At 66.6% G+C, this 17,546-nt stretch carries 16 protein-coding genes and 1 pseudogene; 9 read left to right on the forward strand and 8 right to left on the reverse strand.

The annotated features are described in order from the left end of the window. The first annotated feature begins 68 nt into the window (after window positions 1-68). The 9 genes from dusB to QN347_RS12670 all read left to right on the forward strand — a co-directional run bounded on the left by dusB (window position 69) and on the right by QN347_RS12670 (window position 10,886). Window positions 69-1,070, forward strand: a complete 1,002-nt coding sequence (gene dusB / locus QN347_RS12630) for a tRNA dihydrouridine synthase DusB (protein WP_189674701.1) — start codon at window positions 69-71, stop codon at window positions 1,068-1,070. Continuing rightward, on the forward strand, window positions 1,046-2,128 hold the full coding sequence (locus tag QN347_RS12635) for a two-component system sensor histidine kinase NtrB (protein ID WP_133188193.1): 1,083 nt from the start codon (window positions 1,046-1,048) through the stop codon (window positions 2,126-2,128). Before dusB ends, QN347_RS12635 begins: the two co-directional genes overlap by 25 nt. Beyond that, window positions 2,125-3,543, forward strand: coding sequence for a nitrogen regulation protein NR(I) (gene ntrC, locus QN347_RS12640; protein ID WP_322163839.1), 1,419 nt, complete (start codon window positions 2,125-2,127; stop codon window positions 3,541-3,543). Before QN347_RS12635 ends, ntrC begins: the two co-directional genes overlap by 4 nt. 104 nt (window positions 3,544-3,647) lie before the next feature. Further along, window positions 3,648-5,867, forward strand: a complete 2,220-nt coding sequence (locus QN347_RS12645; RefSeq protein WP_322163838.1) for an ATP-binding protein — start codon at window positions 3,648-3,650, stop codon at window positions 5,865-5,867. Window positions 5,868-5,870: 3 nt separating this feature from the next. Beyond that, window positions 5,871-7,244 (forward strand): sigma-54-dependent transcriptional regulator, encoded by a 1,374-nt coding sequence (locus QN347_RS12650; RefSeq protein WP_133188199.1) that lies wholly within the window; start codon window positions 5,871-5,873, stop codon window positions 7,242-7,244. Between the two features lie 253 nt (window positions 7,245-7,497). Then, window positions 7,498-8,328: a 23S rRNA (adenine(2030)-N(6))-methyltransferase RlmJ gene (locus QN347_RS12655; RefSeq protein WP_322163837.1), complete on the forward strand. Its 831-nt coding sequence runs from the start codon at window positions 7,498-7,500 to the stop codon at window positions 8,326-8,328. A gap of 149 nt (window positions 8,329-8,477) precedes the next feature. Next, window positions 8,478-8,969, forward strand: a complete 492-nt coding sequence (hfq, locus tag QN347_RS12660; RefSeq protein WP_189674705.1) for an RNA chaperone Hfq — start codon at window positions 8,478-8,480, stop codon at window positions 8,967-8,969. After that, the gene (gene hflX / locus QN347_RS12665) at window positions 8,966-10,252 is read left to right on the forward strand and encodes a GTPase HflX (protein WP_322163836.1); all 1,287 of its coding nucleotides are present in this window, start codon (window positions 8,966-8,968) and stop codon (window positions 10,250-10,252) included. The genes hfq and hflX overlap by 4 nt, the downstream gene beginning before the upstream one ends. Continuing rightward, window positions 10,230-10,886: a GNAT family N-acetyltransferase gene (locus QN347_RS12670; protein WP_322163834.1), complete on the forward strand. Its 657-nt coding sequence runs from the start codon at window positions 10,230-10,232 to the stop codon at window positions 10,884-10,886. The genes hflX and QN347_RS12670 overlap by 23 nt, the downstream gene beginning before the upstream one ends. On the opposite strand, the gene mazG is transcribed toward QN347_RS12670, so the two are convergent. The 8 genes and pseudogenes from mazG to tmk form a co-directional block, all read right to left on the reverse strand. Then, window positions 10,864-11,586, reverse strand: a complete 723-nt coding sequence (gene mazG / locus QN347_RS12675) for a nucleoside triphosphate pyrophosphohydrolase (protein WP_322164204.1) — start codon at window positions 11,584-11,586, stop codon at window positions 10,864-10,866. The genes QN347_RS12670 and mazG overlap by 23 nt on opposite strands. A gap of 208 nt (window positions 11,587-11,794) precedes the next feature. Next, window positions 11,795-12,475 (reverse strand): alpha/beta hydrolase, encoded by a 681-nt coding sequence (locus tag QN347_RS12680; protein ID WP_322163833.1) that lies wholly within the window; start codon window positions 12,473-12,475, stop codon window positions 11,795-11,797. Window positions 12,476-12,728: 253 nt separating this feature from the next. Further along, window positions 12,729-12,911, reverse strand: a complete 183-nt coding sequence (locus tag QN347_RS12685) for a hypothetical protein (protein WP_133188213.1) — start codon at window positions 12,909-12,911, stop codon at window positions 12,729-12,731. Continuing rightward, on the reverse strand, window positions 12,908-13,672 hold the full coding sequence (locus QN347_RS12690) for an MBL fold metallo-hydrolase (RefSeq protein WP_322163832.1): 765 nt from the start codon (window positions 13,670-13,672) through the stop codon (window positions 12,908-12,910). The genes QN347_RS12685 and QN347_RS12690 overlap by 4 nt, the downstream gene beginning before the upstream one ends. After that, window positions 13,669-14,445 carry a TatD family hydrolase gene (locus QN347_RS12695; RefSeq protein ID WP_322163831.1) on the reverse strand — a complete coding sequence of 259 codons (777 nt, stop codon included), beginning with the start codon at window positions 14,443-14,445 and terminating at the stop codon, window positions 13,669-13,671. The genes QN347_RS12690 and QN347_RS12695 overlap by 4 nt, the downstream gene beginning before the upstream one ends. Then, complete coding sequence (metG, locus tag QN347_RS12700) at window positions 14,445-15,986, reverse strand: methionine--tRNA ligase (RefSeq protein ID WP_322163830.1); 1,542 nt, start codon at window positions 15,984-15,986, stop codon at window positions 14,445-14,447. The genes QN347_RS12695 and metG overlap by 1 nt, the downstream gene beginning before the upstream one ends. Before the next feature lie 55 nt (window positions 15,987-16,041). Next, a complete protein-coding gene (locus QN347_RS12705; RefSeq protein WP_322163829.1) occupies window positions 16,042-17,019 on the reverse strand; it encodes a DNA polymerase III subunit delta' in 978 nt (325 codons plus the stop codon). Continuing rightward, window positions 17,016-17,528 (reverse strand): annotated as a pseudogene (gene tmk / locus QN347_RS12710) (dTMP kinase); the annotation flags it as partial. The gene QN347_RS12705 and the pseudogene tmk, both read right to left, overlap by 4 nt. Between the last annotated feature and the right edge of the window lie 18 nt (window positions 17,529-17,546).

Genomic DNA, 17,546 nt, shown 5'->3' on the forward strand with positions numbered 1-17,546 from the left:
CCGCATATGCTTGCCGCTTCGCGCCCTTTCCCCTATAGGCTGCCCGTTTTTCAGGCAGACCCTATCCCGTGACTTCGCGCCTCGCCCCGCTCCAGATTGGCCCCGTGACGATCGCCTCGCCGGTGATTCTCGCACCGATGACGGGCGTCACCGACATGCCGTTCCGCACGCTCGTGCGGCGCTACGGCTCGGGGCTCAACGTCACCGAGATGGTGGCGAGCCAGGCCGCGATCCGCGAAACGCGCCAGTCGCTGCAAAAGGCCGCCTGGGCGCCGATCGAGAACCCCGTCTCGATGCAGCTGGTTGGCTGCACGCCGTACGAAATGGGCGAGGCGGCAAAGCTCAGCGAGGATCGCGGCGCTGCAATCATCGACATCAACATGGGCTGCCCGGTGCGCAAGGTCACCAACGGCGATGCCGGCTCGGCGCTGATGCGCGATCTCGACATGGCCGGGGCCATCATCAAAGGCGTGGTCGATGCGGTCAGCGTTCCCGTCACGCTGAAGATGCGGATGGGTTGGGACCATGCAAGCCTCAACGCGCCCGAACTCGCACAGATCGCGCAGGACCTAGGGGTCAAGCTCGTCACCGTCCACGGCCGCACGCGCAATCAGATGTACAAGGGCAATGCCGACTGGGCGTTCATCCGTTCGGTCAAGGACGCGGTGAGCATCCCGGTGATCGCCAATGGCGACATCAATTCGATCGAGGACGCCGAGGCGGCGCTCGAACAGTCGGGCGCCGACGGCATCATGATCGGCCGCGGATCGTACGGTCGCCCGTGGCTGCTCGGTCAGGTGATGGAATGGTTCGCCACTGGCCGGCGCGTCGAAGATCCCTCGATCGAAGAGCAATACACAGTCATTGCAGAGCATTACGAAGCGATGCTCAGCCATTATGGCAACGAGACCGGGGTCAACATGGCGCGCAAGCATATCGGCTGGTACACGCGCGGCCTCCACGGCTCGGCCGAGTTCCGCAACAAGGTCAACCAGATCCCCGACCCCAAGGTCGTCAAGGCGATGCTCGCCGAATTCTACGCCCCCTGGTGCAGCCGCGCCGCCGCGTGAAGGCGATCGGGGGACCAGATTTCGCCGATCTGTTCGCGGCGCTGCCCGTGGCGGTGCTCGTCGTCGATGATACGGGCTGCATAGTCTTCGCCAATGCCGAATGCGAGACGTTGCTCAACCTCTCGGAACGCGCGATGCTCGGCCATCCGCTCGTCTCGGTGATGACCCCGCCGAGCCAGCCAAACGCCCGCGACAATCACGGCCTCGCCGCATTCGACACCGAGATCGCGCTCAAGCGCGGCGGCAAGATCCGCGTCGATTATATCGAGACGCGTGTCGCCGATCATCCCGGCTGGCACACGATCACGCTGCACCATGCCGCCACCTCGCGCCGGATGGGGCACAGCGCCGACCGCGCCGCAGCGGCGCGCGCCGCGATCGGCGCGGCGGCGATGCTCGCGCATGAGATCAAGAACCCGCTCTCGGGCATTCGCGGCGCGGCGCAATTGCTGTCGAAGGGGAAGGGCGCCGAGGAACTGACGACGCTCATCACCACCGAGGTCGACCGCATCGCCGCGTTGATCGACCGGATGCAGGATTTCACCGATACGCGGCCCTTGAAGCTCGCGCCCGAGAACATCTATCCGCTGCTCGGCCATGCGCGCCGCGTCGCGCTCGCCGGCTTTGCGCGCCACGTGACGATCGAGGAGCGGTTCGATCCGTCGCTCCCCACGGTCCAGCTCGATCGCGATGCGATCCTGCAAGTCGTGCTCAACTTGCTCAAGAACGCCAGCGAAGCGACGAGCGAGCAGGCCGATGCGCGGATCACGCTCGCCACCGCCTATCGTCACGGCATGGCGGTCGCGCCCGCCCCCGGAAAGCCGCGTCAGCGCTTGCCGATCGAGATCTGCGTGAGCGACAATGGCCCCGGGCCACCCGCCGACATTGCCGAACATCTGTTCGACCCGTTCATCTCGGGCAAGCCGGAGGGGCAGGGGCTCGGCCTCGCGCTCGTCGACAAGCTGGTGCGCGACATGGGCGGGATCATCCAGTTCGCGCGCGAGGGAGCCCCGCCAATGACCGTCTTCCGCATCCTGCTGCCGCGAGGCGATGCGTGAGCCGCACCGGCCGGATCCTCGTTCTCGACGACGATGCCGCGATCCGCACCGTCGTCGGGCAAGCGCTAAAGCGCGACGGCCACCGCGTGCTGACCGCCGCGACGATCGCCGAGGCCGAGGTGCAGCTCGCGACGGCTTTGCCCGACGTGCTGATCAGTGACGTCAAGCTGCCAGACGGCAACGGGCTCGATCTGGTCGAGCGTATCGTGCTGGCGCATCCCGGGCTCCCCGTCATCGTGCTGTCGGCGCAGAACACGCTGACGACGGCGGTGCGATCGACCGAAGTCGGCGCGTTCGATTATCTGCCGAAGCCGTTCGATCTCGATGCGCTCTCACGCACCGTGCAGAGCGCGCTGTCGCGTGGGTCGGGCGGCATTGCGGAGCCGATCGAGGCCGAGGACCGTGCGCTGCCGCTGATCGGGCGATCCCCCGCGATGCAGGACGTCTACCGCATCATCGCGCGCGTCGTGTCGAACGACCTCACCGTCCTCGTCTCGGGCGAATCGGGAACCGGCAAGGAGCTGGTCGCGCGCGCGATCCATGATCTGGGCCCGCGCCGCCGCTCGCCCTTCATCGCGCTCAACATGGCGGCGATCCCGCGCGACCTGATCGAGGCCGAACTGTTCGGCCATGAGCGCGGCGCCTTCACCGGCGCGCAGGCGCGCTCGGCCGGTCGCTTCGAGCAGGCTGCGGGTGGCACGCTGTTCCTCGACGAGATCGGCGACATGCCGATGGAAGCGCAGACGCGGCTGCTGCGCGTGCTGCAATCGGGTGAGTTCACCACGGTCGGCGGGGCGCGGACGATTCGGGCGGACGTCCGCATCGTCGCGGCGACCAATCGCGAGCTCGCACAGCTCGTCGCAGGCGGGCAATTCCGCGAAGATCTGTTCTACCGCCTCAATGTCGTCCCCGTGATGTTGCCCGCGCTTCGCGCCCGGCGGCAGGACATCGCGCTGCTGGCGCGGCATTTCCTCGACCGTGCGGCCGAGGATGGGCTACCGCGCAAGCAGCTCGATACCGATGCGATCGCCGTGCTCGAAGCCTATGACTGGCCTGGGAACGTCCGCGAGCTCGAGAACATGATGCGCCGCGTCGCCGTGCTTGCGCGCGACGAACGGATCGATGCCGACGAGGTCCGCGCGACCCTCGGCGGTGCGATGCCGTCGGTTGCGTTGGTCGGCGATATCGGGATCGACGCTGCAATCCGTGCGCGGATCGAGCGGCTGGCGATCGAGGAACCTGCAGCGCTCGACGACGGGACGCTCTATGACCGGATCATTGCCGAGGTCGAACGGCCGCTGATCGAGGCGCTCCTCGCGCGCCACGGGCAGAATCAAGTGCGCACCGCGCGGGCGCTCGGGATCAACCGCAATACGCTGCGCAAACGACTCGATGTGCTTGGAATCGACCCCTGATTGGCCCGCGACGACGCCGGGAGGGGGCCCGAAGGGGGCCGAAGTGCGATAGATTACAGTTTTGTGTGTTTTCCTTGCAACGCAAGCGTTGTAGCAATGTCACGATGAGCGACGCTTCGGCCTCTCCTGTGTCTGTGCCGGCCTCGCGGTCGTGGATCAGCGTGACACCCGCGCTCGAGCTTTCGGTCGTCGCTGGTGCAATCGCGATCGCGGTCGCAAGCTATTTCGTCATCGCGAGCGGTGCCGCCTCGCAGAGCCTGCTCAGCCCTGCCGTCGTCGCGCTGCTGCTCGTGTCGAACTTGCTGCCCGGCGTCGCATTGCTCGTCTTGCTCGGCCGCCGTGTCGCGATGCGCCGTGCCGCGCGCTCGCCGATTGGTGGGCGGGGGCGGCTCCACGTTCGGCTCGTCGCGATCTTCTCGATGGTCGCCGCGGTACCGACTTTGCTCGTCGTGATCTTCGCCTCGCTGCTGTTCCAATACGGCGTGCAATTCTGGTATTCCGACCAGGCGCGCGACATGATCGAAAATGCTACGGGCGTCGCTACGACATCGTACCAGCAGATGCTCAAGCGCTGGCAGGAAGCCACCGTCACCGCCGCTCAAGACATCGCCGGTTATCCCGAATTCAAGTCGGGCGCGCCTGCGTTCGAGAATATCCTGTTCTACCAGATCTACCTGCGCGGCCTGTCGGACGGGTTCATCTTCGTCGCCAGTCCAAAGAACGAGATACAGCCGATCTACGCGATCAACCCAGACAAGCTCGACTTGCGCAATGAGATCAGCGTCACCGACCTTGACCGCGTCCGCCGCGGGACGCCCAGCTTCACGACGGTCAAGGGCAACCGCATCGAGACGCTAACCGCAATCCCCGGCACGACCGACCGCTATTTTCTCAGCGTCGCGATTTCCGACGTCAAGGTGATGGAGGAACAGTCGCGCCGCAGCACCGAAGTGCTTGCGACCTATCGCGATCTGCTGGTCAAGGCGCGTTCGTTGCAGCTCAAGTTCAACGCCGCTCTGCTCGCCATTTCGCTGCTGATCGTCGCGATCGCGGTGTGGATCGCGCTCGCCGTCGCCGATCGCCTCGTGCGCCCGGTCGGCGAACTGGTCGCCGCCGCGCACCGCGTCGCCGCGGGTGACCTCGGCGCGCGCGTGCCGACACCGACGACCGACGACGAGGTCGGCACGCTCGCCAACGCCTTCAACGGCATGACCAGCCGCCTGCAGACGCAGAACAGCGCGCTCGAAAGCCGCCGCGCGCTGATCGAGGCGGTGATGTCGGGGGTGACCGCAGGCGTCATCTCGGTCGCGCCCGACGGGACGATCCGGCTGATCAACCGCTCGGCCGTCACCTTGCTCGACGGCGCGGAGGATACACTCGCGGGCAAGCCGCTCAGCCTGATCTCGCCCGAGCTCGCTGCCTTGGTCGAAGGCAAAGAGCGCGAGGCGATCGTCGAGCTCGGCGCGGGCGGGGGCGAGGCGCGCACGCTTGCGGTCAAGGTCACGCGCGCGGCGGAAGGCCCGATCCTGACGTTCGATGACATCACCGGGCAATTGCTCGACCAGCGGCGCGCCGCTTGGTCCGACGTCGCGCGCCGGATTGCGCATGAGATCAAGAACCCGCTGACCCCGATCCAGCTCGCCGCCGAGCGGCTCCAGCGCCGCTATGGCAAGCAGATCGACCCCGAGGACACGACCTTCGCGCGCTTGACCGAGACGATCATCCGCCAGGTCGGCGATCTGCGCCGGATGGTCGACGAATTCTCGTCTTTCGCGCGGATGCCGAAGCCCGTGTTCCGCGAGGAATCGCTCGTCGATCTCGCGCGCCAGACGATGTTCCTCCACGAAGTCGCGCATCCCGGCATCGTCTTCACGCTGACGCATGACGATCCCGGCCCGATCCTCGTGTGCGACCGCCGCCAGATCGGCCAGGCGCTGACCAATATCGTCAAGAACGCGGTCGAAGCCGTCGAGGCGCATACCGACGCGCTCTCCGCCGAAATCGCGATGACGGTGAGCGAAGGCGAGGGGCATGCCACCCTGACGCTCGCCGACACTGGCATCGGGCTCCCCGCCAATCGCGACCGCATCGTCGAACCCTATGTGACGACGCGCGCGCGCGGCACCGGGCTTGGCCTCGCGATCGTCAAGAAGATCGTCGAGGAACATTGCGGCACGATCGCCTTCGACGACCGCCCCGGGGGGGGCACGATCGTCACCGTGCGTTTCGACACGGCGATGCTCGCCAATCTCGACCAGGGTGATGGAGGCGATGGGGGCATCGCCGACACGCCCGCACCCGCCCTTTTACAGAACCGGACCTGAGCCATGCCCCTCGACATCCTCGTCGTCGATGACGAACGTGACATTCGCGATCTGGTCGCCGGCGTCCTCGAAGACGAAGGCTATGGCGCGCGCGTCGCCGCTGACAGCGACTCGGCGCTCGAGGCGATCTCGGTGCGCCGCCCGTCGCTCGTCCTGCTCGACGTCTGGCTCCACGGCTCGCGGCTCGACGGGCTCGAACTGCTCGACGAGATCAAGCGGCGCGATCCGTCGATCCCGGTGCTGATGATCTCGGGCCATGGCAATCTCGACACCGCCGTTGCCGCGATCCGCCGCGGTGCCGCCGATTTCATCGAAAAGCCGTTCGAGGCCGAGCGCCTGCTGCTGATGGTCGCGCGCGCTACCGAGACCGAGAGCTTGCGCCGCGAGATCGCGTCTTTGCGCGAATCGGTCGGGCAGAACAACGATCTCACCGGAAATTCCGCCGCGATCAACGGGGTGCGCGCGACCTTGAAGCGCGTCGCCGCGACGGGCAGCCGCGTGCTGATCATGGGCTCGGCCGGCGTCGGCAAGGAAGTCGCCGCACGGCTGCTCCACGGTTGGAGCCAGCGCGCCAATGCGCCGTTCGTCATCGTCAATGCAGCAAGGATGACGCCCGAGCGCGTCGAGGAGGAACTGTTCGGCGCCGAGGAAGCCGGCCAGCTCGTCCGTTCGGGGCTGCTCGAGCAGGCGCATGGCGGGACGCTGTTCCTCGACGAAATCGCCGACATGCCGCTCGCCACGCAAGGCCGCATCCTGCGCGTGCTGACCGACCAGAGCTTCAGCCGCGTCGGCGGGCAGCGCATCGTCAAGGTCGACGTCCGCGTCGTCTCGGCGACCGCGCGCGACCTGACGCACGAGATCGCCGAGGGGCGTTTCCGCGAGGATCTCTATTATCGCCTCAACGTCGTCCCCGTCGCGATCCCCGGCCTCGCCGAGCGACGTGAGGACATTCCCGCGCTGATCGACCATTTCATGGCGCATTACGCGTCCGAACGTCGCGTGCCGACCCCTGAAGTCGCGCCCGACGCTATGGTCGCGCTGCAATCGTACGAATGGCCTGGCAATGTCCGCCAGCTGCGCAACGTGGTCGAGCGTACGATCATCATGGCGCCGGGCGACCGGATCGGGCGGATCGACCTCGACATGCTGCCGGCCGACATCCTCGGCGATCCGGGCGAGCTCGGTGGGAGCGGGACGGCGATCATGGGCTCGCCGCTGCGCGAGGCGCGCGAGACGTTCGAGCGTGAGTATCTGCGCGTGCAGATCCGGCGCTTCTCGGGCAATATCTCGCGGACGGCAAACTTCATCGGGATGGAGCGCTCGGCGTTGCACCGGAAGCTCAAATTGCTGGGGATCACCGAGGTGCGAGAGGATTGAGGGGCGGGCGGGGACTGACGCGGTTATTCCAGTCGCGTCCGGTCTCTCGATGATCGGGCAGTCTCAAGCGCTCGGCGCCGCAATTCTCCGCCGCTGGTACGATCGCGAACGCGGGCCTGAGGCGCGTCCCGGAAGAGCGTTGAAGATTTCCAACCGGCTTTATACGAGCCCCGGATTGGTACTTTCGCCACGCGTGCTCCACCCAACCCCCTGCAGCACGTCTAAAGGCCGATCGTCAGGATTTTGAGTTGCAATGAATTATCGCCATTCCTTCCATGCCGGCAATAGCGCCGACGTCGTCAAGCACAGCCTGTTGATCGCCCTTGTGCGGGCCTTGCAGCAAAAACCGGGCGCGCTGACGCTGATCGACACCCATGCGGGCTGCGGGCTGTACGACCTTGGTGGCGACGAGGCCCAGCGCACCGGCGAATCCGCGCAGGGCGTGCTGCGGGCCTTTGCCGACCAGAACCCCTTGCTGGACGCGTACCGCGCCGCCGTACAAGCGGTGAATGTCGGTACCGAGCCGCAGCTCTACCCCGGCTCGCCGCGGTTTCTCGCGCAGCTTTTGCGCCCGCAGGATTTCCTGATCCTCAACGAAAAACATCCCGATGACGCCTATACCTTGCGCGGCGTGATGCGCGGCACGTCCGCTGCCGTGCACGAGCGCGACGCCTATGAGCTATGGCTGGCGGTGGTGCCGCCCCGAACCGCGCGCGGCGTGGTGGTGGTCGATCCGCCCTATGAGCAATTGGACGAACGCGACCGGATCACGGCAACGCTCGCTGCCGCTCACCGCAAATGGGCGCATGGCGTGACGGTGATCTGGTATCCGCTGAAAGACCGCGCCACGCATTCGCGGTGGAAGGCACAGGTACGCAAGCTCGGCATCCCGAAAGTGCTGGGGGTGGAGCATTGGCTGTACGATGAAGATCGGCCCGGCATCTATAATGGCGCGGGCCTTTTTATCGTCAATCCGCCCTACGCCTTCACGCAGGCGTTGCCGCCTTTGCTGGACGCCTTGCGCGCGGTGCTCGCGCCGGAGGGGCATCGCGGCGAGCTCACAAGCGAGTGGGTGAGCGCGTAACGGAAACGCGACGGCCGCCCCTTTCTACCCCCACCCGCTGGACGAACCGCCCCCGGCACCCTAAATCACGTCTAGCGTCACTCAGGCGCATCTCGACGCCGGAACCGGCGCACTGCGGGAACCACCCGCCAAAAACATAGGATCGACCGATGGCCGACAAGCACACGTCTCTGCAAGACCTGTTCCTCAATGCGCTCCGCCGCACCAAGACCCCGATCACGATGTTCCTCGTCAAGGGCGTCAAGCTCCAGGGCATCGTCACCTGGTTCGACAATTTCTCGGTGCTGCTTCGCCGCGACGGTCAGTCGCAGCTGATCTACAAGCACGCGATTTCGACGATCATGCCGTCTAACACCGTCGACATCGACGCGATCGTCAATGCGGTCGGTGAGGCGCAGCGCAAGCAGCCGTTGCTGCAGGAAATCTTTCTCAACGCAGTGCGCAAGTCGGAGGACAACGTAACGATGTTCCTCGTCAACGGCGTGATGCTGCAGGGACAGATCGCGGCGTTCGACCTGTTCTGCATGCTGCTCCAGCGCGACGGCATGGCGCAGCTCGTCTACAAGCACGCGGTCTCGACGATCCAGCCCGCACACCCCCTCAATTTGGCTGATGAAACAGCAGGTTCGGACGAAGATTGACCACTGGATTTGAACGCGACCGCGATGATGTAGCGCGCGGTGCCAAGGCGGTCGTCGTCTATCCCGATACCGGCGCATCGACGCGCGACGCTGAGGCGCGGCTGGCGGAAACCGCCGGTCTCGCCATGGCGATCCATGTCGAAGTGGTAGATCGCGTCGCGATCAAGGTGCGCACACTCCAGCCCTCGACGCTGATCGGCAAAGGTCAGCTCGAGGCGCTCGCGGCGACGGTGCGGATGGGCGAGGCCGAGCTGGTCGTGTTCGACGCAAACCTCACGCCGGTCCAGCAACGCAACCTCGAAAAGGCGCTGTCGGCCAAGGTGATCGATCGCACTGGGCTGATCCTCGAAATCTTCGGCGAGCGCGCCGCGACCGCCGAAGGCCGCCTGCAAGTCGAGCTCGCGCATCTCGATTACCAGGCGGGCCGGCTGGTGCGCAGCTGGACCCACTTGGAACGTCAGCGCGGCGGCTTCGGCTTCCTCGGCGGCCCGGGCGAGACGCAGATCGAGGCCGACAGGCGCTTGATCCGCGATCGCATGGCGCGGTTGAAGAAGGAGCTCGAGCAAGTGTCGCGCACCCGCGGCCTGCACCGCGATCGCCGCCAGCGCGCGCCGTGGCCGGTGATCGCGCTGGTCGGCTATACTAATGCCGGAAAGTCGACGCTGTTCAACCGGATGACCGGCGCCGACGTTATGGCGGAAGATCTGCTCTTCGCCACGCTGGACCCGACCTTGCGCCAGATCGCGCTGCCGGGAATCGACAAGGCGATCCTCTCGGACACGGTCGGCTTCGTCTCCGAACTGCCGACCCAGCTCGTCGCGGCGTTCAAGGCGACGCTCGAGGAAGTGGTCTCCGCCGATCTGCTGATCCACGTCCGCGACATCGCGCATCCCGATACGCTCGTGCAGCGCGACGATGTCGAGACCGTGTTGCGCGACATCGGCGTCGATACGTCGGTGCCGCGGATCGAAGCGTGGAACAAGCTCGACCTGCTCGACGAAGACGAGCGTGCCGAATGGCTCGGCGAGGCCGCGCGACGCGAGGACGTCGTGGCGATCTCGGCGCTGAGCGGGGAAGGGGTGGCGGGCCTGCTCGACACCGTTGCCGCGCTGCTCACCGCGAGCCATCGGCGCTACACGATCCTGCTCGACGCCGGCGACGGCGCGGGTGCGGCGTGGCTGCACGCGCATGGCGACGTGCTGTCGCAATCGGTCGAAGGCGAGCAGGCGATCTACGACGTCCGGATGGCCGAGCGCGACTATGAGCGCTTCGCCCAGCGCTAGCGGTGTCGATCCCGCGCTGATCGCGGGCTGGGTCGCGGCGCGTTCCTGCGCACGCGGGGTTGCTGCGCCGGTCGCCGATCACGGCGGCTGGCGCGTCGATACGCGCAGCGACGTGGAATGGTGCCGCTACATCTTCGCGCGCGCCGATCGGGAGATTTCGACGCTCGCGCGGACGATCGAGCGACCGCAGGTCTTCATCAAGGTTTGCGCGACCGATGGCGATATGCTGGCGCTTCTGCCGAACGGCTGGGTGCTTCAGGCGCGCTGCTGGGTAATGACCGCTACGGTCGATCCGATACGCCGCCAATTGGCTGCGGGCTATCGTCTGAGGGTCGATGAGACCGACGGCGTGATCGCCGCGACGATCCTCGCATCCGACGGAACGCTCGCGGCAAGCGGCTATGCGGCCGAGACGGCGGGGGTGTTCGCCTATGACCGGATCGTCACGAGTCCCGATCACCAACGGCGCGGTCTCGGCCATGCGGTGATGGGCGCATTACGCGGACAGCGGCGGGATGCGGCCTCGCGCGAGATCCTCGTCGCGACCGATCAGGGAAGGGCGCTCTACACCAGTCTCGGCTGGACCGTGCAGAGTGCCTATGCAAGCGCGCTCAGTCCTGCCGTATACGCTTGATCGACTGCCACAGCGCTTCCTTCTCGACGAGCGATAGCGCCCCGAAAGCATCGCCCGCTGCGCTCTCCATCGCCTTGAAGCGCTGCTCGAACTTCGCATTGCCGCGGCGTAGCGCGGCCTCCGGGTCGACCCCGAGCTTGCGCGCCCAATTCACGACCGAGAACAGCAAATCGCCGATCTCGTCCTCGCGCTCATCGTGCGTCGCCGCTGCCTCGACCTCCGCGATTTCCTCATGGATCTTCGCGCGCGGGCCTTCAGTATCGGGCCAGTCGAACCCGGTCCGCGCGGCGCGCTTCTGCAGTTTTTCCGCGCGGAGCAGCGCGGGCAGGCCGACCGCGACGCCGTCGAGCGCACCGCCGGCACCCTTTGCGGCGCGTTCCTCGGCCTTGATCTGTTCCCAGCGCTGGTGCCCGCCGTTGGCGGCATCGCCGAAGATGTGCGGATGGCGGCGCTCCATCTTGTCGCTGATTGCGGCGATCACGTCGGGCAGCGCGAACAGGCCGGCTTCCTCGGCGATCCGGCTGTGGAACACGACCTGGAGCAAGAGGTCGCCGAGCTCGTCCTTGAGATCGGCCATGTCGTCGCGCGCGATCGCGTCGGCGACTTCATAGGCCTCTTCGATCGTATACGGCGCGATGCTCGCAAAATCCTGCGCGACGTCCCATTTGCAGCCCGTCGCCGGATCGCGCAGCCGTGCCATGATGGCGACGAGACGCGCGATCACCGCACATTCCTGTCGAAGCGGATGTCGAGACTCCGAGCGGAAGGGGGGCAATGCATGGTGATATCGAACTCGCGGCTAGAACCAGACGCGAGAGGCCCGCGCACGGCCTTCCGTATCGCAGGATGCAGGCGAAGGCGATCTCTTCCCCGCGCGCTCCGAACCGCACCGGCTCGAGGCGCGATGCTCAATGACGAACCGGCGTGCGATCCCGGCTAGACGCGTGACCCAACCCGCTGGGAATAGGGCGCGTGGCATCGAACTCGCCATCCAGCAGCACCGCCTGCGCTTGCCGCGCCAAGGTCCGGACATTGCCCGTCCTTGCGTCGCGCAACAGCTCCGCCGCGGCTTGCCCCTGTGGCCAGCTCCCCAGGCCCGAGCGCGCATTGATATGCCCCGCGCGCCCGATATCGACGAGCCCCGCACCCCATTTGCGCGCGAGCGCCTGCGACTCCTCGATCGTGGCATAAGGATCGTCTTCGCTCGCAACGAGAAGCGAAACGAACGGCAAGGCCCGACGCGGATCGTTCCCGAAGCGCGCGATGCGCGGATCGAGCGCGGCGCGCTCGGTCGCGGGCGGCGCGACGAGCAGGGCTCCCAAGACCGACGACGCGCCGCTTGGGCCGGAGGCGTTGGCCCACCACGTGACAGCCTGGCAACCCAGGCTGTGCGCCACCAACACGACCGGCCCACGCGCCGCAGCGACCGCTTGATCGATCCGGCTCATCCAGACCGTCCGGTTGGGATTATCCCAGTCGCCGAGATCGATCCGATGCGTATCGCGCCGTTCGCGCTCCCAGCGCGTCTGCCAATGGTCGTCGCTCGAACCGAGCAATCCAGGGACGGTGAGAAGGATCGGCTGGATCATGCGGCGATCCACAGATCAGTCGAGCGCGGCGCGTTTATGCATTCAGGCATTTGGTAAGCACGGGGCATCATCAATCCGATCTCAATGATGGGATATGATCTCGCTTATCGCGTGGTGCCGCAAAGGCCGCTTTCTTCGGGGGGGTAAAGCTGGACTTTGCCGATCCGGCCTCGCTGAAGCGGAGTAACCTGCAAGTCCGATAATATACATTATGTTAAACTTGCACCGATATGGCGCAACAGTCAGCGACGGCTCAAGCGCTCGTGGTCGCACCCTGCCAAAGCGTCACGACGATAAGCAGCACCCCGAAGATCGCCACCCATGCCAGCGCCATCTTGATCGCATCGCCGATCGGCAGACGCCGCGCGGCAAGCGCGCTCAGCGGCAGGATCAGCACGAGGACATACAGCACGATCGTCATCGCGCCGTCGCTCACAGTGCCCGTTCCAATCCGTCATAGCCCGGCTCGACGCCCGGCGGCAGTTCGGCGACGAGCGTGGCGTAATCCATCGACTGGTCCATGTGCGTCAGTACGGTGTGACCGGGCCGGAACGCCTCGACCCACCCCAGCACGCTCGGCAAATCGGCATGTGACGGATGCGGACGTCGGCGCAGCGCATCGACCACCCAAAGGTCGAGCCCTTGATACAGTGTCGCCATATCGGGCGTCATCGCGCTGAAATCGGTCGCATATCCGATCGATCCCGCTGCGTTGTCGAAGCGCAGTCCGGCCGAGACGAACGGTCCATGCGGCTGCTCGACGGTCGAGACGGTAATATCGCCGATCGTGATCGTGTCGGGGAGCGCCTCGATCACCACGGTCGGCGGATACCCGTCGTGCCCGCGAAAGACATAGCTGAAGCGGCGTTCGAGCATTGCCTTGAGGTCAGGCCGCGCAAGCCCACGGACCGGGCGCCCCATCGCGTGGAACACCTGGCGCAAGTCGTCGATGCCATGCGTGTGGTCGGCATGATCGTGCGTCCAGATCACCGCGTCGAGCGTGTCGACTCCCGCCGCCAGCAACTGCTCGCGCATGTCGGGTCCGGTATCGACTAGGATCCGCGTCGTCGCGCTCTCGATCAAGATCGACGCGCGCAGCCGGCGGTTGCGTGGATTGGTCGGGTCGCATGCGCCCCAGTCGTTGCCGATCCGCGGGACCCCGGAGGAGGTTCCCGAACCGAGGATCCGCAACTTCATAGGCGCGTCTTGGTGAACAAAGCGTGAAAGTTCTCGGCGGTCGCGGCCGCCAGCGTTTCGAGCGGCTCGCCGCGCAATTGCGCGAGGAACGCCGCGGTATCGGCAACGAACGCGGGTTCGCCGGTCTTCCCGCGATGCGGCACCGGCGCGAGGAACGGCGCATCGGTCTCGATCAGCAGCCGCTCGAGCGGCAACCGCGCCGCGGTTTCCTGCAAGTCCTTGGCGTTCTTGAAGGTCACGATCCCCGAGATCGAGATATAGCAGCCGATCTCGAGCGCGATATCGGCGAACGCCCCGCTCGCGGTGAAGCAATGGATGACGGCGGGATAGGCCCCCTTCCCCATCTCCTCGCGCATGATCTCGGCGGTATCGTCTTCGGCGTCGCGCGTGTGGACGACGAGCGGCAGCTGCGTCTCGCGCGCTGCGGCGATGTGCGCGCGGAAGCTCGCGCGCTGGCGGTCGCGGTCGCTGTGATCATAGAAGTAATCGAGCCCGCTCTCGCCGATCCCGACGACGCGCGGGTGCTGCGCGCGCTCGACCAGTCGCGCGGTGCCGATATCGGGGTGCTGGTCGGCCTCGTGGGGATGGATGCCGACGGTCGCCCAGACGTCGCTTTCGCGCTCGGCCGTGGCGATCACCGCATCCCACTCGCTCTCGCGCGTCGCGATGTTGAGCATCGCATGGACGCCGCGCGCACGGGCGCGGGCGAGCACGTCCTGCTGCCCCTCGACCAGGCCCTTGTAATTGAGGTGGCAATGGCTGTCGGCGAACATCAGGCCTCCACCGCCGGAGCTTCGAGCCGCGGAAACACCCCCGCCGGCGCCGGCAGCGTCAGCCCCGGCGCGAGCGGATGGCCGAGTGCTTCAAAGCTGCGCGCGTCGGGGGTTTGCGCAAGCAGGTCGAGCAGTTTGTCCGCACCGCCCGGGATCGCCCAGCGCGCGAGGATCGCGATCCGGCGGATCGCCTCGGCGGCATGATAGAGGATCGTGTCGGCCCGGTCGGTGTCGGTCTTGCGCACGCTCCACGGCGCCTGATCGGCGAAATACTGGTTGGCATCGCGCGCCGCGGACCAGATCGCCTCGAGCGCGTTATGCAGCGCAAGGTCGGTCATTGCGCTGTGCATGCCGGTCTCGGCCGCCTCGACGCTCGCGATCAGCGCGTCTTCCGCCGCGGTCCTCGTGCCCATCGCCGGAACGACGCCGCCGCACGCCTTGGCGATGATCGACAGGCAGCGCTGCGCGAGATTGCCGAGATTGTTGGCGAGATCGGCGTTGCAGCGCGTGACGATCGCTTCTTCCGAATAGCTGCCATCCTGCCCGAAGCTGACTTCGCGTAGCAGGAAATAGCGCAGCGCATCGACACCGAAGCGCGTCGCCAGTTCCATCGGATCGGTCACGTTGCCGACCGACTTCGACATCTTCTCGCCGCGGTTGAGCAGGAAGCCGTGCCCGAACACCGCGCGCGGCAGCGGAATGTTCGCGCTCATCAGGAACGCCGGCCAGTAAACCGCATGAAATCGCACGATATCCTTGCCGATGATGTGCAGCTGCGCCGGCCAGAAGGTCTCGTACAATTCGACATCGTCGGGATAGCCGACGCCGGTCAGATAATTGGTCAGCGCGTCGACCCACACGTACATGACGTGACCGGGGCTCCCCGGTACCGGCACGCCCCAGTCGAAGCTGGTGCGCGAGACCGAAAGATCCGAGAGCCCACCCTCGACGAAGCGCAGGATTTCATTGCGGCGCGCCTCGGGGCGAATGAAGTCCGGGTTCGCGGCGTAGAAATCGAGCAGCGGCTGCTGGTATTTGGAAAGCTTGAAGAACCACGTCTCCTCGGCGGTCCATTCGACCGGTGTGCCCTGTGGCGACAGCTTGACGCCGCCCTCGCCCTCGACGAGCTCCTTCTCGTCGTAGAACGCTTCGTCGCGGACCGAGTACCAGCCCTCGTAGCGGTCGAGATACAGGTCGCCAGCCGCCTCCATCGCGCGCCAGATCGCCTGGCTGGCGCGGTAATGATCCTCGTCACTGGTGCGGATGAAGCGATCGTACGAAATATCAAGCGCGTCGGCCATCGCCTTGAAATACCCGCTCATTTCATCGGCAAGCGCGCGCGGCGTCAGATCGCGCTTGCGCGCTTCCTGGACCATCTTGAGACCATGTTCGTCGGTCCCGGTCTGGAAGCGGACTTCACGCCCCAGCTGGCGCTGATAGCGCGCGATCGCATCGGTCGCGATCGCCTCATAGGCGTGGCCGATATGCGGGCGACCGTTGGGATAGCTGATCGCGGTCGTGATGTAATAGGGATCGGTCATGCGCGCCTCCTAGGGCATCCGCGCGCGATATTGAAGCCTCGCCGCGGTGCCAGCGTTACGCGGCGAGCCGGGCGACGATCCCCGCCATTTCATAGACGGTCGCCTGCGCATCGAGCGTCAGGGCGCGCGCGGTCGCGGCCAGCTCGCGCGCGGCGTCATACCCGTCGAGCGCGATCCGCAGGCGTTCGCCCTGGCGCTCGGCAGCGTGCGCCGCGATGAAGGCGGGGGCCCGGTCGAGAAACGCCTCGTAGCGCTTCTGCGCGGCCTTCAGCGCGAGCGACTTGGCGAGCCGGACGCGGCGGCCGTTGCCCGGGTCGCCCTCGCGCGCGATCACCGCGAGCGCCTGGTCGAGGGCTGCGAGATCGAGCCCGGCAAAACCAAGCGCGCGCCCCGGCGAGCCATGCGCGACGCCGACGAGCGCGGTCAGTTCGGCCGGATCAGCGCTCGGCAGCAGATGCTCGAGCACCGACGTCATGGTGGCGTCGCCCAGCGGATCGAAACGCAGCTGGCGGCAGCGCGAGCGGATCGTCGGGAGCAACCGGCCCGGCGCATGGCTGATCAGCAGGAAGATCGTCCCCTGCGGCGGCTCTTCGAGGTTCTTGAGCAAGGCATTCGACGCGCCCGGCCGCTCGAGGTCATCGACCGAGTCGATGATCACGACGCGCCGGTCCGACATCGACGGCCGCGTCGCGAACATCGGCCCGAGCGCGCGAACCTGCGCGATCGGAATACTCCGCGCAAGATCGAGCCCGGTCTTGTCGCCGTCCTTGGGCTGGCGCGTCAGTTCGCGATAGTCGGGATGCGAGCCGGCAGCGATCAGCTTACGCTGCGGGTCGCTCTCGGGAACGTCGAAACCGGGCGGCAAGTCCGCCCCCGCCCCTTGCGCGAGCAAGCGCAGCGCCGCGGCGCGCGCGAAGGTCGCCTTGCCGATCCCCTCGGGGCCGGCGAACAGCCAGGCATGGTGCAGCGCGCCGCTCGCCATTGCGGCGGCGAACGCCTGATGCGCGGCGTCGTTGCCGAGCGGTAGCGTCATGGCAGCAAGTCCGCGACCGCTGCGAGGACCGAGCCGGCGACATCTTCGATTCCCGCTGCGGCATCGATCATCCGGAAGCGCGCGGGCTCGTTCGCCGCGAAACGCCGGAACGCCGCGGCAACGTCGGCATGGAATTTGGGGCCTCGCGCCGCGAAGCGATCGGAGGCGTCGCCGTCGCGCAGCGCGGCGCGCGCGCTCCCTTGCTCGGGCGACAGCTTGAGCACGAGCGTGCGATCGGGCAGCAGTCCACGCGAACCGAACGCGTGCAGCGCGAGCACGGCGGCATCGTCGATCCCGCCGGCAACACCCTGATATGCCCGGCTGCTGTCGAGGAAGCGGTCGCAGATCACCCACCGGCCAGCGCCAATCGCGGGCCGGATCGTCTTCTCGACATGATCGGCCCGCGCCGCGGCGAACAGCAAGGCTTCGCTGCGCGCGCTCCAGCGCGCGACATCGCCCTGCATCAGCAGCGCACGGATCGCCTCCGCGCCCTCGCTGCCGCCGGGTTCTGTCTCTTATACACATCT

It is taken from the genome of Sphingomonas sp. 10B4 (genome assembly GCF_035019905.1).
Classification (GTDB): domain Bacteria; phylum Pseudomonadota; class Alphaproteobacteria; order Sphingomonadales; family Sphingomonadaceae; genus Sphingomonas; species Sphingomonas glacialis.